The organism is Streptomyces sp. NPDC006208 (assembly GCF_040613775.1).
In the GTDB taxonomy this organism is placed as follows: Bacteria; Actinomycetota; Actinomycetes; order Streptomycetales; family Streptomycetaceae; genus Streptomyces.
This window is the reverse complement of record NZ_JBEXSW010000009.1, coordinates 130,476-145,181: the sequence shown is the minus strand read 5'-3', so window position 1 is coordinate 145,181 and position 14,706 is coordinate 130,476. Positions and strand designations below refer to the sequence as shown.

14 protein-coding genes are annotated in these 14,706 nt (G+C 70.9%); 11 read left to right on the top strand and 3 right to left on the bottom strand.

Going from position 1 to position 14,706, the window contains the following annotated elements; translation table 11 throughout:
* Window positions 1-47 precede the first annotated feature (47 nt).
* Together ABZ208_RS09680 and ABZ208_RS09675 are read left to right on the top strand one after the other, a co-directional pair.
* Window positions 48-1,190, top strand: a complete 1,143-nt coding sequence (locus ABZ208_RS09680; RefSeq protein WP_356908958.1) for a glycosyltransferase family 4 protein — start codon at window positions 48-50, stop codon at window positions 1,188-1,190.
* A gap of 122 nt (window positions 1,191-1,312) precedes the next feature.
* The gene (locus ABZ208_RS09675; protein WP_356908957.1) at window positions 1,313-2,926 is read left to right on the top strand and encodes a GMC oxidoreductase; all 1,614 of its coding nucleotides are present in this window, start codon (window positions 1,313-1,315) and stop codon (window positions 2,924-2,926) included.
* 238 nt (window positions 2,927-3,164) lie between these two features.
* On the opposite strand, the gene ABZ208_RS09670 is transcribed toward ABZ208_RS09675, so the two are convergent.
* Entirely contained in the window at window positions 3,165-4,961 is a 1,797-nt protein-coding gene (locus ABZ208_RS09670) for an AMP-dependent synthetase/ligase (RefSeq protein WP_356908956.1), read from the bottom strand.
* A gap of 293 nt (window positions 4,962-5,254) precedes the next feature.
* Here ABZ208_RS09670 and ABZ208_RS09665 point away from each other — a divergent pair, with 293 nt between their 5' ends.
* The 6 genes from ABZ208_RS09665 to ABZ208_RS09640 all read left to right on the top strand — a co-directional run bounded on the left by ABZ208_RS09665 (window position 5,255) and on the right by ABZ208_RS09640 (window position 10,272).
* Window positions 5,255-6,022, top strand: a complete 768-nt coding sequence (locus ABZ208_RS09665) for a metallophosphoesterase (RefSeq protein ID WP_356909019.1) — start codon at window positions 5,255-5,257, stop codon at window positions 6,020-6,022.
* Between the two features lie 91 nt (window positions 6,023-6,113).
* Window positions 6,114-6,563, top strand: a complete 450-nt coding sequence (locus ABZ208_RS09660) for an SRPBCC family protein (RefSeq protein ID WP_356908955.1) — start codon at window positions 6,114-6,116, stop codon at window positions 6,561-6,563.
* Window positions 6,563-7,921: an ArsA-related P-loop ATPase gene (locus tag ABZ208_RS09655; RefSeq protein ID WP_356908954.1), complete on the top strand. Its 1,359-nt coding sequence runs from the start codon at window positions 6,563-6,565 to the stop codon at window positions 7,919-7,921. The genes ABZ208_RS09660 and ABZ208_RS09655 overlap by 1 nt, the downstream gene beginning before the upstream one ends.
* Window positions 7,922-7,986: 65 nt before the next feature.
* Window positions 7,987-8,427 (top strand): DUF5304 domain-containing protein, encoded by a 441-nt coding sequence (locus ABZ208_RS09650; protein WP_356908953.1) that lies wholly within the window; start codon window positions 7,987-7,989, stop codon window positions 8,425-8,427.
* Window positions 8,428-8,492: 65 nt separating this feature from the next.
* Window positions 8,493-9,434: an ROK family glucokinase gene (locus ABZ208_RS09645; protein ID WP_328401596.1), complete on the top strand. Its 942-nt coding sequence runs from the start codon at window positions 8,493-8,495 to the stop codon at window positions 9,432-9,434.
* A 79-nt stretch (window positions 9,435-9,513) separates the two neighbouring features.
* Entirely contained in the window at window positions 9,514-10,272 is a 759-nt protein-coding gene (locus ABZ208_RS09640; protein WP_356909018.1) for an endonuclease/exonuclease/phosphatase family protein, read from the top strand.
* Window positions 10,273-10,347: 75 nt separating this feature from the next.
* Here the strand turns inward: ABZ208_RS09640 and ABZ208_RS09635 are convergent, their stop codons facing one another.
* On the bottom strand, window positions 10,348-10,893 hold the full coding sequence (locus tag ABZ208_RS09635) for a hypothetical protein (RefSeq protein ID WP_356908952.1): 546 nt from the start codon (window positions 10,891-10,893) through the stop codon (window positions 10,348-10,350).
* Window positions 10,886-11,692 (bottom strand): alpha/beta fold hydrolase, encoded by an 807-nt coding sequence (locus ABZ208_RS09630; RefSeq protein WP_356908951.1) that lies wholly within the window; start codon window positions 11,690-11,692, stop codon window positions 10,886-10,888. Before ABZ208_RS09630 ends, ABZ208_RS09635 begins: the two co-directional genes overlap by 8 nt.
* A gap of 172 nt (window positions 11,693-11,864) precedes the next feature.
* On the opposite strand from ABZ208_RS09630, the gene ABZ208_RS09625 reads away from it, so the two are divergent.
* From ABZ208_RS09625 to ABZ208_RS09615, 3 genes are read left to right on the top strand one after another with little or no spacing between them, the layout of a single operon-like run.
* Window positions 11,865-12,620, top strand: a complete 756-nt coding sequence (locus ABZ208_RS09625; protein WP_356908950.1) for a lysophospholipid acyltransferase family protein — start codon at window positions 11,865-11,867, stop codon at window positions 12,618-12,620.
* A 31-nt stretch (window positions 12,621-12,651) separates the two neighbouring features.
* Window positions 12,652-13,860: a DUF5931 domain-containing protein gene (locus tag ABZ208_RS09620; protein WP_356908949.1), complete on the top strand. Its 1,209-nt coding sequence runs from the start codon at window positions 12,652-12,654 to the stop codon at window positions 13,858-13,860.
* Complete coding sequence (locus ABZ208_RS09615) at window positions 13,857-14,531, top strand: response regulator transcription factor (protein WP_356908948.1); 675 nt, start codon at window positions 13,857-13,859, stop codon at window positions 14,529-14,531. The genes ABZ208_RS09620 and ABZ208_RS09615 overlap by 4 nt, the downstream gene beginning before the upstream one ends.
* The last annotated feature ends 175 nt before the right edge of the window (window positions 14,532-14,706 follow it).

Genomic DNA, 14,706 nt, shown 5'->3' with positions numbered 1-14,706 from the left:
GAAGGCCGGGAGCGGTGAGGCGGGGCCGTTCGGTACTGTCGTCGGCGATGCACAAGACCTTGATCGTGACCAACGACTTCCCGCCGCGGCCCGGCGGCATCCAGGCGTTCCTGCACAACATGGCGCTGCGGCTGGACCCGGAACGGATCGTCGTCTACGCCTCCACCTGGAAGCACAGCAGCGAAGGCATCGAGGCGACCGCGGCCTTCGACGCCGAGCAGCCGTTCACCGTCGTACGGGACCGCACCACGATGCTGCTCCCGACGCCGCGCGTCACCCGCCGGGCGGTGGAGCTGCTGCGCGAGCACGGGTGCGAGTCCGTGTGGTTCGGGGCGGCGGCCCCGCTCGGGCTGATGGGGCCCGCGCTGCGCAAGGCGGGCGCACGGCGGCTGGTCGCCACGACGCACGGCCATGAGGCGGGCTGGGCGCAGCTGCCCGTGTCCCGGCAGCTGCTGCGCCGGATAGGCGAGGGCACGGACACGATCACCTATCTGGGCGAGTACACGCGTTCGCGTATCGCCGCGGCCCTGACCCCGGCGGCGGCCGGGCGCATGGTCCAGCTGCCGCCCGGTGTGGACGAGAAGACCTTCCACTCCGGCTCGGGCGGCGACGAGATCCGCAGCAGGCTCGGGCTCAGCGACCGGCCGGTCGTCGTGTGTGTGTCGCGGCTGGTGCCGCGCAAGGGGCAGGACACCCTGATCCTCGCGATGCCCGCAATCCTGGCGCGGGAGCCCGACGCGGTGCTGCTGATCGTGGGTGGCGGTCCGTACGAGAAGGACCTGCGCGCGCTCGCCGACAGGACCGGGGTCGCCGGGTCCGTGCACTTCACCGGGGCCGTGCCCTGGGCGGAGTTGCCGGCGCACTTCGGGGCGGGCGATGTGTTCGCCATGCCGTGCCGCACCCGCAGGGGCGGACTGGACGTCGAGGGCCTCGGCATCGTGTACCTGGAGGCGTCGGCGACCGGGCTGCCGGTGGTGGCAGGCGACTCGGGCGGAGCGCCGGACGCCGTGCTCGACGGTGAGACGGGCTGGGTGGTACCCGGCGGCGACGAGGCGGCGGCCGCCGAGCGGATCGTGACGCTGCTCGGGGATCCGGACCTGCGACGGCGGATGGGGGAGCGCGGCCGGGCCTGGGTCGAGGAGAAATGGCGCTGGGACCTGCTGGCGGAGAAGCTCAGAACGCTGCTCTGACCCGTCCCGGGCCGGGGCCCCTGAACAGTTCTCTGAACTGCGTCAACACTTTTTGACGGATCATCAGTTCCGGGGGTGTGCAGGACCTGGGCGGAGCATGAAATTCCGCCCATGCTCCGGACATGACACCAAATCTGACGCGACGTCACGTGTTGGGCATCGCTGCCCTGCAGGCGGCCTCCGCGTTCGGCTTCACCCGCATCGGTCTCTCCGCGGCATCCGCCGTGGAGCCCCCGGCCACCGACTACGCACCCGCTGTCGTCGTCGGTTCCGGCTACGGAGCGGCCGTCGCCGCGCTCCGCCTCGGCGAGGCGGGGATCGACACCCTCGTCCTCGAGATGGGCCGGCTCTGGAACACCCCGGGTCCGGACGGCAAGGTCTTCTGCAGCACGAGCGCGCCCGACCGGCGGTCCATGTGGTTCCGCACCCGCACCGAGGCGCCGCTGGCCACCTTCCTGTGGCTGGACGTCGTCAACAAGAACATCAGCCTCTACCCCGGCGTGCTCGACCGGGTCCGGTACGCCGACATGTCCGTGTTCGTGGGACGGGGGGTCGGTGGCGGGTCCCTGGTCAACGGCGGGATGGCGGTGACCCCGCCGCGTGCGTACTTCACCGAGGTGCTGCCCCAGGTCGACGCCGACCAGATGTACGGCACCTGGTTCCCCCGCGCCCGGCAGATGCTGGGCGTCAACACCGTGGACCCGGCGTGGTTCGAGGCGACCGAGTGGTACCGCTTCTCGCGGATCGCCCGCAGGCACGCGCACAACGCCGGACTGCGGACCGTCTTCGTGCCCAGCGTCTACGACTTCGGCTACATGCAGCGCGAAGCAGCGGGCCAGGCGGTGAAGTCGGCGCTCGCCGGGGAGGTCATCTACGGCAACAACCACGGCAAACGCAGCGTCGACAAGACCTATCTCGCCCGGGCGCTCGGCACCGGGAAGGTCACCATCAGGACGATGAGCCGGGTCAGGGCCGTGCGCCGGGAACCGGACGGCACCTATGTGCTCACCGTCGACGAGACGGATGCGTCGGGCCGGGTCGCGAGAACCGTCGAAGTCGGCTGCCGGCAGCTCTTCCTCGGCGCGGGCAGCCTCGGCAGCACGGAGATCCTGCTGCGCGCCCGGGAGACGGGCGCGCTGCCCGGCCTCGGCCCGGACGTGGGCCGGGGCTGGGGCCACAACGGCAATGTGATGACCGGCCGTGCGATGCACGTGTGGGACACGGTCGGTGCGAACCAGGCCACCATGCCGGCCATGGGCATCGACGACTGGTCGAACCCCACGCATCCGGTCTTCGCCGAGATCGCGCCGCTGCCGATGGGGTTCGAGCACTGGATCAGCCTCTACCTGGCGATCACCAAGAACCCCGAACGCGGCGCCTTCACATACGACGTGGCGAGCGACTCCGCGAAACTCAACTGGAGCCGGTCGCAGAACCAGCCGTCGGTCACCGCGGCGAAGTCGCTGTTCGACCGCATCAACCGGGCGAACGCGACGATCCACCGCTACGACCTGTTCGGCGGCAACCGGATCTTCGCCGACGACTTCACGTACCACCCGCTGGGCGGCTGCGTGCTGGGGCGCGCGACGGACGACTGGGGCCGGGTGAAGGGGAGTTCACTGCTGTACGTCACCGACGGGGCCCTGATCCCCGGCTCTCTGGGCGTGAACCCGTTCGTCACCATCACCGCACTCGCCGAGCGGAACATGGCCAGGATCATCGCGGAGGACGCGTGACAGCACGTGCGGGACGGCCGCCGCGCAGAGCTGTTCCGCTGTTCCGTCCTCCCACGCCCGCAGGGGGAGTGTCCTCGAACGCCGGACGGGCCGACTCCCGCCCTGCGGACGGAAATCAGCCCGGCGGCGCAAAGGCTGCGGGGAGCAGATCAAGCTCTTGGAGTGCTCCCGAACGAATTCCGGGGGAGATTGAGGCGCGGGGATCCGGGGGCGGCGCCCCCGGTGCAAGCCACCCCGCTCAGCCCCGGTAGAGCCCCTCGATCTCGTCGGCGAAGTCCTTCGCCACCACATTGCGCTTCAGCTTCAGCGACGGCGTGATGTGGCCCGCCTCTTCAGTGAACTGGGAGGAGAGAATGCGGAATTTCCGCACCGATTCCGCCTTGGAGACGGCCGCGTTGCCGTCGTCCACCGCCTTCTGGATCTCGGCCAGCAGCTCCGGGTCGTCGCGCAGCGCCGCCGCCGTCGAACCGGCCGGCTTGTCGTGGTCCGCGGCCCAGCGGCCGAGGAACTCCTCGTCGATGGTGACCAGCGCGCCCACGAACGGGCGCCCGTCGCCGACCACCATGCACTCCGCGACCAGCGCATGGGCGCGGATGCGGTCCTCGATCACCGCGGGAGCGACGTTCTTGCCGCCCGCGGTGACCAGGATCTCCTTCTTGCGGCCCGTGATCGCGAGGTAGCCGTCCTCGTCCAGGGTGCCGATGTCGCCGGTGTGGAACCAGCCGTCGGTCAGCGCCTCCGCCGTCGCGGCTTCGTTGTTCCAGTAGCCCTGGAAGATGTGTTCGCCGTGCAGCAGGATCTCGCCGTCGTCCGCGATCCGCACCACCGAGCCCGGCAGCGGCTGCCCCACCGTGCCGATCTTCTGCCGGTCCCACGGGCTGAACGCGGTCGCCGCACACGACTCGGTCAGGCCGTAGCCCTCCAGGACCGTGAAGCCGATGCCGCGGTAGAAGTGGCCGAGACGCTCGCCCAGCGGCGCGCCGCCGGAGATCGCGTACTCGCCGCGCCCGCCCAGCACCGCTCGCAGCTTGCTGTAGACGAGCCTGTCGAAGACCTTGTGCTTGATCTTCAGGCCGAGCGGTGCGCCCTGCGGAGTGCTGGTGGCCCGGCTGTAGGCGATCGCCGTGTCGGCGGCCTTGTCGAAGATCTTGCCCTTGCCGTCCGCCTGGGCCTTCGCCCGCGCGGAGTTGTAGACCTTCTCGAAGACGCGCGGCACACCGAGGATCAGGGTGGGCCGGAAGCTGGCCAGCTCGTCGGTGAGGTTCTTGATGTCCGACACGCAGCCGAGCTTGATCGGTGCCATGACGGCCGCGAGCTCGACCATGCGGCCGAAGACGTGGGCGGCCGGCAGGAAGAGCAGCACGGAGCTCTCGCCCGTACGGAACAGCGGCTTGAGGCGCTCGACCAGGTTGCCGCACTCCGCGAAGAAGGCACGGTGGGTGAGCACACAGCCCTTGGGGCGTCCGGTGGTGCCCGAGGTGTAGACGATCGTCGCCGGGTCGTCGGCCTTGGCCGCCGCGCTGCGCTCGTCCACCGTCTCCTCGGAGACCTCCGCCCCCGCGGCGGTGAGCTCCTCGACCGCACCCTGCTCGATCTGCCACACATGCTTGACGGCCGGCAGCGACGCCCGCACCGACTCGACGGCGGCGGCGTGCGCCGCGCTCTCCACGATCACCGCGACCGCGCCGGAGTCACTGAGGATCCACTGGATCTGCTCGGCCGAACTCGTTTCGTACACAGGGACGGTGACCGCGCCGGCGCTCCAGATCGCGAAGTCCAGCTGCACCCACTCGTAGCGGGTGCGGGACACGAGCGCGACCCGGTCGCCCGGCTGCACGCCGGCGGCGATCAGGCCCTTGGCGGCGGCCCGTACCTCGGCCAGGAACTGAGGCGCGGTGACGTCGGCCCAGGCACCGGCGACCTTGCGGCTCATGACGGCGACATCGGGATGCTGCGTGGCATTGCGGCGGATGAGATCCGTCAGGTTGCCGTCCGCAGGGACCTCGTACAGGGCCGGAAGGCTGAACTCGCGCAAGACTGCTGCTCCTCATCGGGCTCCGGCGCCACGGCTCTGTGTGATGCACCGGCTGCGGTCCAAGATCGGGCAGGTGCTCGGGTGGGGGCGAGCACGACTGGACTGCCCGGACGTTACCCACCAGTACTGGGTTCCCGATAGGGGGTCCCGGCCAGATGTTCGCTGCGTCACACGTTCATGGATGTACTTCGCGCAGGGTAGTCCACGCCGGTACCGCCCCGGAAACAATCGCAGGCCCGCCCCCGTCTACCCAAGCGGTAAACCTGCGCTCTAGGGTGATCGTCATGCGTGGCATGCGAGTCAATGTGGTCAGTGACGTGCACGGCAATGCAAAAGACCTTGCGACCGCAGGTGACGGCGCCGACGCCCTGATCTGCCTCGGCGACCTGGTGCTCTTCCTCGACTACGCCGATCACTCGCGCGGCATCTTTCCCGACCTCTTCGGCGTCGAGAACGCCGATCTGATCGTGGAGCTGCGCACCGCGCGGCGCTTCGACGAGGCACGTGACCTGGGCCGCAGGCTCTGGGCCGAGCTCGGGATGGACCGCGAGAGCGCCATCGAGTCCGCGGTGCGCCGTCAGTACGCCGAGTTGTTCGCCGCCTTTCCCACGCCGACGTACGCCACCTACGGCAATGTCGACATCCCGACACTCTGGCCCGAGTACGCCCGCCCCGGCACCACCGTGCTGGACGGTGAGCGTGCCGAGATCGGCGGCCTTCTCTTCGGCTTCGTCGGCGGCGGACTGCGGTCCCCGATGCGTACCCCCTACGAGATCTCCGACGAGGAGTACGCCGCCAAGATCGAGGCGGTCGGCGAGGTCGATGTGCTGTGCTCCCACATTCCGCCCGAGGTACCCGAACTGACCTATGACACGGTCGCGCGCCGCTTCGAGCGCGGCAGCCGTGCACTGCTGGACGCCATCCGGCGCACCCGGCCGCGGTACGCCCTCTTCGGGCATGTCCACCAGCCCCTCGTCCGCCGGATGCGCATCGGCGCCACCGAGTGCGTCAACGTCGGACACTTCGCCTCCACCGGACGTCCCTGGTCCCTGACATGGTGACCCGGGCCCGTCACTGACGGGCCGCCCGGTCGCGATAGCCTGCACACCACCACACCACTCCCGGCCGTACCGCATGTGAGGAGCCGCAGCGATGGCGGAACACACCAGCTCGAGCATCACGATCGATGCGGCGCCGGCCGATGTCATGGGAGTGATCTCCGACTTCGCCCGCTACCCCGAATGGACCGGCGAGGTGAAGGAGGCCGAGGTGCTCGCCCGCGACGCCGATGGCCGCGCGGAGCAGGTCCGGCTGGTGCTGGACGCCGGAGCGATCAAGGACGACCACACTCTCGCCTACACCTGGAAGGGCGAGAACCAGGTCAGCTGGACCCTGGTGAAGTCCCAGATGCTGCGTGCCCTCGACGGCTCGTATGCCCTCGCACCGGTCGGCGGCGGCGACCGCACCGAGGTCACCTACCAGCTGACCGTCGACGTCAAGATCCCCATGCTCGGCATGATCAAGCGCAAGGCCGAGAAGGTCATCATCGACCGCGCCCTCGCCGGTCTGAAGAAGCGAGTCGAGAGCGGCGCCGCCGCCTGATGCGCCGGGTCCTCGTCACCGGCCTCGGCGGCGCGGGCCGTACCACCGTCGCCGCAGCCACCGCACTGGCCGCGGCCCGGGCCGGCAAGCGCACGCTGTTCCTGTCGGCAGAGCCGGGCGAGGTTCTGGGCGCACCCGTCGCCGGCCGGGTGGACGCCCCGGCCGCGGTCGCGGAGACGTTGTGGGCTGCCCGTATCGAGCCCGGAGCCGATTTCCGGGCGGAGTTCCTCTCCCTCCAGCAACGCAGCTCCGCCGCGCTCGATCTGCTGGGCGCCCGGCCACTGGAGGACGAGGAGCTGACCGACCTGCCCGGCAGCGATCAGTTCGCGCTGCTGCGGGCACTCACGGTCGCGGCCCGCGGCCCCTGGGACGTCGCCGTCGTCGACATGCCGCCGCTGCGCGAGACCATCGCCCTGCTGGCCCTGCCCGACCAGCTGCGCCGCTATCTGCGCCGGCTGCTGCCGCGCGAGCGGCAGGCCGCCAGGGCGCTGCGGCCGATGCTCGCCCAGCTCGCCGGCGTACCGATGCCCGCGCAGTGGCTGTACGAGACGGCCGAGCGCTGGGACACCGAGCTGGCCGGTGTCCAGTCGGTGATCGAATCCTCGAACACCAATGTGACCGTGGTCGCCGAGCCGGGCCCCGCCGCCGCGGACGCCCTGCGCACGGCTCGCGCCGGGCTGAGCCTGCACGGCCTGGACGTCGAGATGATCGTGGCCAACCGCTGCGTCCCGGAGGGCTCGCCCGACACGTGGGCCGCCGGGCTCGCCGCCCAGCAGCGCAAGTGCGTGGACCAGTGGGTGACCGACTGGGTCGTACGAGGCCAGGCGCAGGTCTGCGAAATGCCCCATCTCGGCCGTGACCCGCGCGGCCTGGAGGATCTCGCGCTCCTGGAGACCGAGGCGAACTGCGCCTCCGACGAGAGCCACTTCCACACCGAGGACGACGCGCGCCTCGGCTCGCTCGTCCTGGCCCTCCACTGGGACCGCGAGGAGCGAGGCCCGGACCCCTGGTGGGTCGAGGACGTCTACGCGACGGCCGCCGAACGGGCCAGGCAGATCGAGGCGCTCGCGGACACCGACAACCACTGGCACGGCCGCAACGGGGTCCTCCCCGCGGAACCGGACCCTGTCGACGACGGCACCCTCGTCCTGCACCTCCGGCTGCCCGGCGCCGTCAAGGAGGAGCTCGCCCTGGTCCGCCGTGGGGATGAACTACTCATCACGGTCGGGCCCTTCCGGAGGATCTTCCCGCTGCCGTCCGCGCTGCGGCGCTGCACCGTGGCGGGCGCGGCGCTCGAGGAGGGCGTACTGCGCGTCCGCTTCACACCGGATCCCGATCTGTGGCCCCGCGGTCGCTGAACGTAGTACCCCCATTCGGGTAACGTCGAGCGTACAAACCCTCAGTCCTGCCGCAGGAGTACGCCATGAGTGATCCCACCGAGCGTCCCGCCGTCGACGACGACGCCTGGGCGACGGCGTGCGAGGAGGATCTCCAGGCGGAGAAGGCCCGTCGCCGCGCGCAATACGGGTCCCAGCCGGGCTCGGCCGCCGAGGAACTGAAGAAGCTCCTCGAAGCGGTCGCCGACAAGGTCTCCGCGTTCCAGACCTCGCTGCCGGGCATGGCCGCCCAGAGCGCCGTACAGCAGCTGGTCGACCAGGCCAGGTCCGCCGTCGAGCCGGTCATCGAGCGCAACCCCCATGTCTTCGACCACCTCGCCGCCGCCGGCAACGAGCTGCTCGCCGCTTATCGATCCGCTGTCGAGGGCCATGAGCGACGCTGGACGCAGGGGCCGACCGCCGCCGAGGACGACCGCGACCCGCGTGACGAGGGTCCCGCGTCGAGCGAGCACATCGACCTGGACTGACGAGGCCGTGCCCGCCCTCGGGTACGGTTGGCCGTAGCGGGGCTCGACCGAAAACTGAGGGACACATGGGACTCACCATCGGCGTCGACATCGGCGGCACGAAGATCGCGGCGGGAGTGGTCGACGAAGAGGGCACCATTCTCGAGACGCACAAGGTGCCCACCCCGTCGACTCCCGAGGGCATCGTCGACGCGATCTGCTCGGCCGTCGCCGGGGCCGGCGAGGGGCATGACATCGAGGCCGTCGGCATCGGCGCCGCCGGTTATGTGGACGACAAGCGTGCCACCGTCCTGTTCGCTCCGAACATCGACTGGCGCCACGAACCGCTCAAGGACAAGGTCGAGCAGCGCGTCGGCCTTCCTGTCGTGGTCGAGAACGACGCGAACGCCGCCGCGTGGGGCGAGTACCGCTTCGGCGCGGGCCAGGGCCATGAGGACGTCATCTGCATCACCCTCGGCACCGGCCTCGGCGGCGGCATCATCATCGGCAACAAGCTGCGCCGCGGCCGCTTCGGCGTGGCCGCGGAGTTCGGCCACATCCGGGTGGTTCCGGACGGTCTGCTGTGCGGCTGCGGCAGCCAGGGCTGCTGGGAGCAGTACGCCTCGGGCCGCGCCCTGGTGCGGTACGCCAAGCAGCGCGCCAACGCCACCCCGGAGAACGCCACCGTGCTCCTCGGGCTCGGCGACGGCACCGTCGAGGGCATCCAGGGCAAGCACATCAGCCAGGCCGCCCGGCAGGGCGACGCCGTCGCGCTCGACTCGTTCCGCGAGCTGGCGCGCTGGGCGGGTGCGGGCCTGGCCGACCTGGCCTCCCTCTTCGACCCCTCGGCGTTCATCGTCGGCGGCGGTGTCTCCGACGAAGGGGAGCTGGTCCTCGACCCGATCCGCAAGTCCTTCCGGCGCTGGCTGGTGGGCGGCAAGTTCCGTCCGCACGCCCAGGTGCTCGCCGCCCAGCTGGGCGGCAAGGCCGGCCTGGTGGGCGCGGCGGACCTGGCGCGCCAGGGCTGAACCCACACCCGTACGGCACCGTGCCCGCCGCGCCCTCTGGGGTTGCGGCGGGCACCGTCGTATGTTGATCCGCATGGTGATGAGCACGGCGCGTACGCTGCCCAACTCCCGTACCGAGCCGGACGGTTCGGTGGTGATCCGGGTTCTCTGCTACAACATCCGCTCGATGCGCGACGACGAGGAGGCACTGGCCCGGGTGATCCGCGCGTGCCGTCCCGATCTGGTGTTCGTCCAGGAGGCCCCCAGATTCTTCCGCTGGCGCAAGCACGCGGCACGCCTCGCGGCCAGGAGCGAGCTGGTGATGCTCTCCGGCGGCGCGACCGCGGCCGGGCCGATGCTGCTGTGCTCGCTGCGGGCGAGCGTGGAGCGGACCGAGGACGTGCTGCTGCCGCTCACCCCTGGTCTGCACCGACGGGGCTTCGCCACCGCCGTGGTACGGATCGGGGGAGCCCGGATCGGGCTGCTCAGCTGCCATCTGAGCCTGCAGACCGACGAGCGCTACGCCCAGGCGGGGATGCTGCTGGACCGGCTGGCCGCGCTGCAGACCCCGCACGCGATCGCGGCGGGCGACATCAATGAGCGCCCCGGCGGGCGGAGCTTCACCCGACTGGCGGCCGAGCTCCAGGACTGCTGGGCGGCCGGCCCCTGGGGCGGCGAGTACACCTCCACCCCTGCCGACCCGCACCAGCGCATCGACGCGATCTTCGCCACGCGGGGCGTGGAGGTCCTGGCCTGCGGAGTCCCCAGCGGCCAGATGGGCATCACGGACCGCGACCTCAGGGCCGCCACGGACCACCTCCCGGTCCTGGCAGCCCTGCGCATCCCTGCGGGGGAGTGACGCGGCGCCCGGGCCCGGACCCTCGCACGGGGCCCTGCCGCACCCCGGAACCCGAACCGGAACCGGAACCGGAACTCAGACCACCGCGCCGCGGCCCGGGTCGTCGTCCTCGTCGTCGCCGTGGGACATCCGCGCCACCAGCGTCGCGAACCCGCCCAGGAAGCCGCCGATGCACAGCGTCGTCAGCCACCACGTCATGTCCCACTGGAGCAGCACCGCGATCAGCATCAGGACCGGGCCGCCGACCACCGCGAGCCAGGCGAACTTGGACGTGACGTCCGCCTCCGGCAGGGGCGGCGGCTCCGGGGGCACGAAGTGGCCCTCGTCCGTCTCGTCGAGGTCGTCGTCCTTGGCCTGCTCCAGCCGGTAGTCGCGCGGGCCGCCGACCCCGGGCGCGAAGGTGATCGAGCTGCCGAGCGCCGGCCGGTCCGCCTCCGGCTCCTCGGAGTCGTCCGGCAGGCTCGCCTTCTCCTCGAGCAGGGCGAGGTCCTCAACGGACTTGAACGGCTTGGCGCCCGGCGGGTCGGCCGGCTCATCGCCGTAACCGGCGATGATGGCCGCCCATACGGCCTCCTCGTCGATCGGCTGCGGCTCGCGGTCCGCGTCGTGCTGCTCAGCCACCGGTCGTGCTCCCTCCCAAGGCTCCCTGCGCGGAGGACCCGATGGTCCCGGCACCCGGAGCGAGCCGCTCGATGAAGGCGTGACTCTCCTCGAAGATCCGCTCCGCATCATGGTCCAACGTCGCCACGTGGTAGCTCTGTTCCAGCAGGATCTCGGTGACGTCCGTCGAGGAGACCCGGCTGAGGATCCTGGCCGAGTCGGCGGGCGGCACCACATGGTCCTGGGGGCTGTGCAGCAGCAGCATCGGCTGGGTGACCTGCGCCAGCTCGCCGTCGACCAGCTTCAGGAACTGGCGCAGGGTGTGCGCGGCGTGCAGCGGCGTGCGGTCGTACCCGCCCTCGTCGACGCCCGGCTTGGCGATGTCGTTGGCCACGCCCTTCGTGGAGGGCACCAGGTGGCGCACCACCGGAAGCGTGTGCGCGGCAAGCCCCCACACCTTGTTGGCCGGGTTGACCACGACGATGCCCGCGATCGCGTCACCGTGCTTGGCGGCGAGCCGCAGCGTCAGCGCCCCGCCCATGGACAGACCGAAGACGAAGACCCGGCTGCACCGCTCGACCAGGGACCGCAGCTCGCGGTCCACCTCCGCGTACCAGTCCTGCCAGCCGGTCACCTGCATGTCCTGCCAGCGCGTGCCGTGACCGGGCAGCAGCGGCAGGGACACCGTGAGCCCGCGCTCCGCCAGATACCCGGCCCAGGGGCGCAGCGACTGCGGGGAACCGGTGAACCCATGACAGAGGAGGACGCCGACGTCGCCGCCGATATGGCGGTACGGCTCGGCTCCAGGAACGACCGGCACCAGGGTCTCCCGTTCGTGAGGACATTGCATGAGGGTCGATGGGTGTACTTCACGGTACGCGACCGGACCGACACCGACCAGGGCCGTCCGTACTCCCGGCCGACCCCGGGGCAGCGGCGCCGGGCCCACCACGGGTTAAGGTCTGTTCGACAGCACACAGGAGGCACCCGAGTTGATGTACGGCGCAATGAAGTTCTCCATCGGAGGCTCGCTGAAGCTTGCCTTCAGGCCCTGGGTGGAGGGTCTGGAGAACATTCCCGCCGAGGGGCCCGCCATCCTCGCGAGCAACCACCTGTCGTTCTCGGACTCGTTCTTCCTCCCGGCGGTCCTCGACCGCAAGGTGACCTTCATCGCCAAGGCCGAGTACTTCACCTCGCCGGGCGTGAAGGGCAAGCTCACCGCCGCCTTCTTCAAGGGCGTCGGACAGCTGCCGGTGGACCGCTCGGGCGCCCGCGGGGCCGGCGAGGCGGCGATCAAGGCCGGTATCCAGGTCATCGAGTCCGGCGGTCTCTTCGGGATCTACCCGGAGGGCACCCGTTCCCCGGACGGCCGCCTCTACCGCGGCAAGCCCGGGGGCCTCGCGCGCGTGGCGCTCGCCACCGGCGCGCCGGTGATCCCGGTCGCGATGATCGACACCGAGAAGATCCAGCCGCCCGGCAAGGTGATCCCCAAGCTCATGCGCCCGGGGATCCGGGTCGGCAAGCCGCTGGACTTCAGCCGCTATCACGGCATGGAGCACGACCGCTTCATCCTGCGCTCGGTGACCGACGAGGTCATGTACGAGATCATGAAGCTTTCGGGCCAGGAGTACGTGGACGTCTACGCGACGGCCGCCAAGCGCCAGATCGCCGAGGCCGAGAAGGCCGAGAAGACGGCCCGCGCGGAGGCCGAGAAGGCCCAGAAGAAGTCGCACCGGCCGGCTGCCTAGCCGCGCCGTCGGTCAGGGGTGGGGTAGGGAGATGGCCAGGCGCGAGCGCGTCGTGCGGATGTCGGTGGAGCTGCCGCTGTGGCGTGCCCTGACCGCGTACCGCGTCCTGACGATGATCTACGCGGTAGTGCTGTTCCTCTTCACCCGGCAGAACTTCGAGCGCCCCGGGATCGCGATCGCCTATCTCGCGGTGATGTCCGTCTGGACGCTCGCCACGCTCCACAAGGTGACGGGCGCGGCGAGCTGCACCAAGCGCTTCCTGGTCGCCGATCTGACGATCGCCCTCACCGGCATCATGCTCACGCCCCTCGCCGACGCCCACGCCCAGCAGGTCGACGGCCCGACCCTGCCGTCGATATGGACGGCGGGCTCGGTCCTCGCCTTCGCCATCAAGGGCGGCTGGCGCTGGGCCGGGGTCGCCTCGTCCTTCGTCGCGGTCGCCAACATCGTCGAGCGCGGTGAGCCCAGCCGGGACACGTTCCACAACGTCCTGCTCGTCTGGGTCGCCTCCATCGCCATCGGATACGTGGTCGAGGTGGCCCGCGCCTCCGAGCGCACCCTCGCCCGCGCCCTGGAGATCGAGGCCGCGACCCGCGAGCGGGAGCGCCTGGCCCGGGACATCCACGACAGCGTGCTCCAGGTGCTGGCCATGGTGCAGCGGCGCGGTACGGCGCTGGGCGGCGAGGCCGCCGAGCTCGGCCGGATGGCGGGCGAGCAGGAGGTGGCCCTGCGCACCCTGGTCGCGGGCGGTCTGGTGACCGCATCCCGTGTCTCGGAGGACGAGTCGCAGGGAGCCGTCGTACGGGTCGTGGAGGTGCCCGACGACGACGAGCCGGCGCGCCCGCACGATCTGCGTACCCTGCTCGCCTCGCACGCCGGGTCGAAGGTGACCCTGTCCGAGCCGGGTGCTCCGGTGCTGCTCGATGAGCCCGCGGCACGCGAGCTGGCGGCAGCAGTCGGCGCCGCGCTGGACAATGTCCGCAGGCATGCCGGCGAGGACGCCCAGGCCTGGATCCTGGTCGAGGACTGGCCGGACGAGGTGGTGGTGACGGTCCGGGACGACGGACCGGGCATCCCGGACGGCAGGCTCGCGCAGGCCGAGGGGGAGGGGCGGATGGGGGTCGCGATGTCCATCCGCGGCCGGCTGCGGGACCTCGGCGGCACCGCCGAGCTGATCTCGGTCCCGGGTCAGGGCACAGAAGTCGAACTGAAGGTTCCACGGGGGAAGGCAGGCACATGACGGACCAGCAGACGATCAAGGTGATGGTCGTCGACGACCACCCGATGTGGCGGGACGCGGTCGCCCGCGACCTGGCCGCGGCCGGGTTCGACGTCGTCGCCACGGCGGGCGACGGTCCGCAGGCGGTACGCCGTGCGGGCGCCGTCGTGCCGGACGTGCTCGTGCTCGACCTCAATCTGCCAGGGATGCCGGGCGTCCGGGTGTGCAAGGAGCTCGTCGGCTCGCTGCCGGCGCTGCGGGTCCTGGTGCTGTCCGCCAGTGGTGAGCACGCGGATGTCCTGGAGGCGGTGAAGTCCGGTGCCACCGGCTATCTGCTGAAGTCGGCCAGCACGGAGGAACTGACGGACGCGGTGCGGCGCACCGCGGTCGGCGACCCCGTCTTCACCCCGGGTCTCGCCGGGCTGGTGCTCGGCGAGTACCGCCGCCTCGCCTCCGAGCCCGTCCCGTCAGTCGGGGCCGGCGAGCCGAAGGCGCCGCAGCTGACCGACCGGGAGACCGAGGTACTGCGGCTGGTCGCCAAGGGGCTGTCGTACAAGCAGATCGCCGAGCGGCTGGTCATCTCCCACCGCACGGTCCAGAACCATGTTCAGAACACGCTCGGCAAGCTCCAGCTCCACAACCGCGTGGAGCTGGTGCGGTACGCGATCGAGCGCGGCCTGGACGACGCCTGACCGTCCGGCCGCCTGAGGGCCCGAGGTGGCGAGCCCGGCCGCGGACCTTACCCGTACGAGTGAAAGACGGTCGGTCAACCGACGTGTGACGTACAGGAATTGACCGTTCGCCCCATCCCTGAGTGACCTGGATCGCCATTAGCGTGACGGTCATCACGCTCACCAGGTGAAGGGA

Excerpts from the sequence above, each read along its gene's own strand:
- ABZ208_RS09650 (WP_356908953.1), top strand. The coding sequence starts at position 7,987 with ATGAGTGATCCCACCGAGCGTCCCGCCGTCGACGACGACGCCTGGGCG.
- ABZ208_RS09680 (WP_356908958.1), top strand. The coding sequence starts at position 48 with ATGCACAAGACCTTGATCGTGACCAACGACTTCCCGCCGCGGCCCGGC.
- ABZ208_RS09665 (WP_356909019.1), top strand. The coding sequence starts at position 5,255 with ATGCGAGTCAATGTGGTCAGTGACGTGCACGGCAATGCAAAAGACCTT.
- ABZ208_RS09620 (WP_356908949.1), top strand. The coding sequence starts at position 12,652 with ATGGCCAGGCGCGAGCGCGTCGTGCGGATGTCGGTGGAGCTGCCGCTG.
- ABZ208_RS09660 (WP_356908955.1), top strand. The coding sequence starts at position 6,114 with ATGGCGGAACACACCAGCTCGAGCATCACGATCGATGCGGCGCCGGCC.
- ABZ208_RS09655 (WP_356908954.1), top strand. The coding sequence starts at position 6,563 with ATGCGCCGGGTCCTCGTCACCGGCCTCGGCGGCGCGGGCCGTACCACC.
- ABZ208_RS09645 (WP_328401596.1), top strand. The coding sequence starts at position 8,493 with ATGGGACTCACCATCGGCGTCGACATCGGCGGCACGAAGATCGCGGCG.
- ABZ208_RS09675 (WP_356908957.1), top strand. The coding sequence starts at position 1,313 with ATGACACCAAATCTGACGCGACGTCACGTGTTGGGCATCGCTGCCCTG.
- ABZ208_RS09640 (WP_356909018.1), top strand. The coding sequence starts at position 9,514 with ATGAGCACGGCGCGTACGCTGCCCAACTCCCGTACCGAGCCGGACGGT.
- ABZ208_RS09615 (WP_356908948.1), top strand. The coding sequence starts at position 13,857 with ATGACGGACCAGCAGACGATCAAGGTGATGGTCGTCGACGACCACCCG.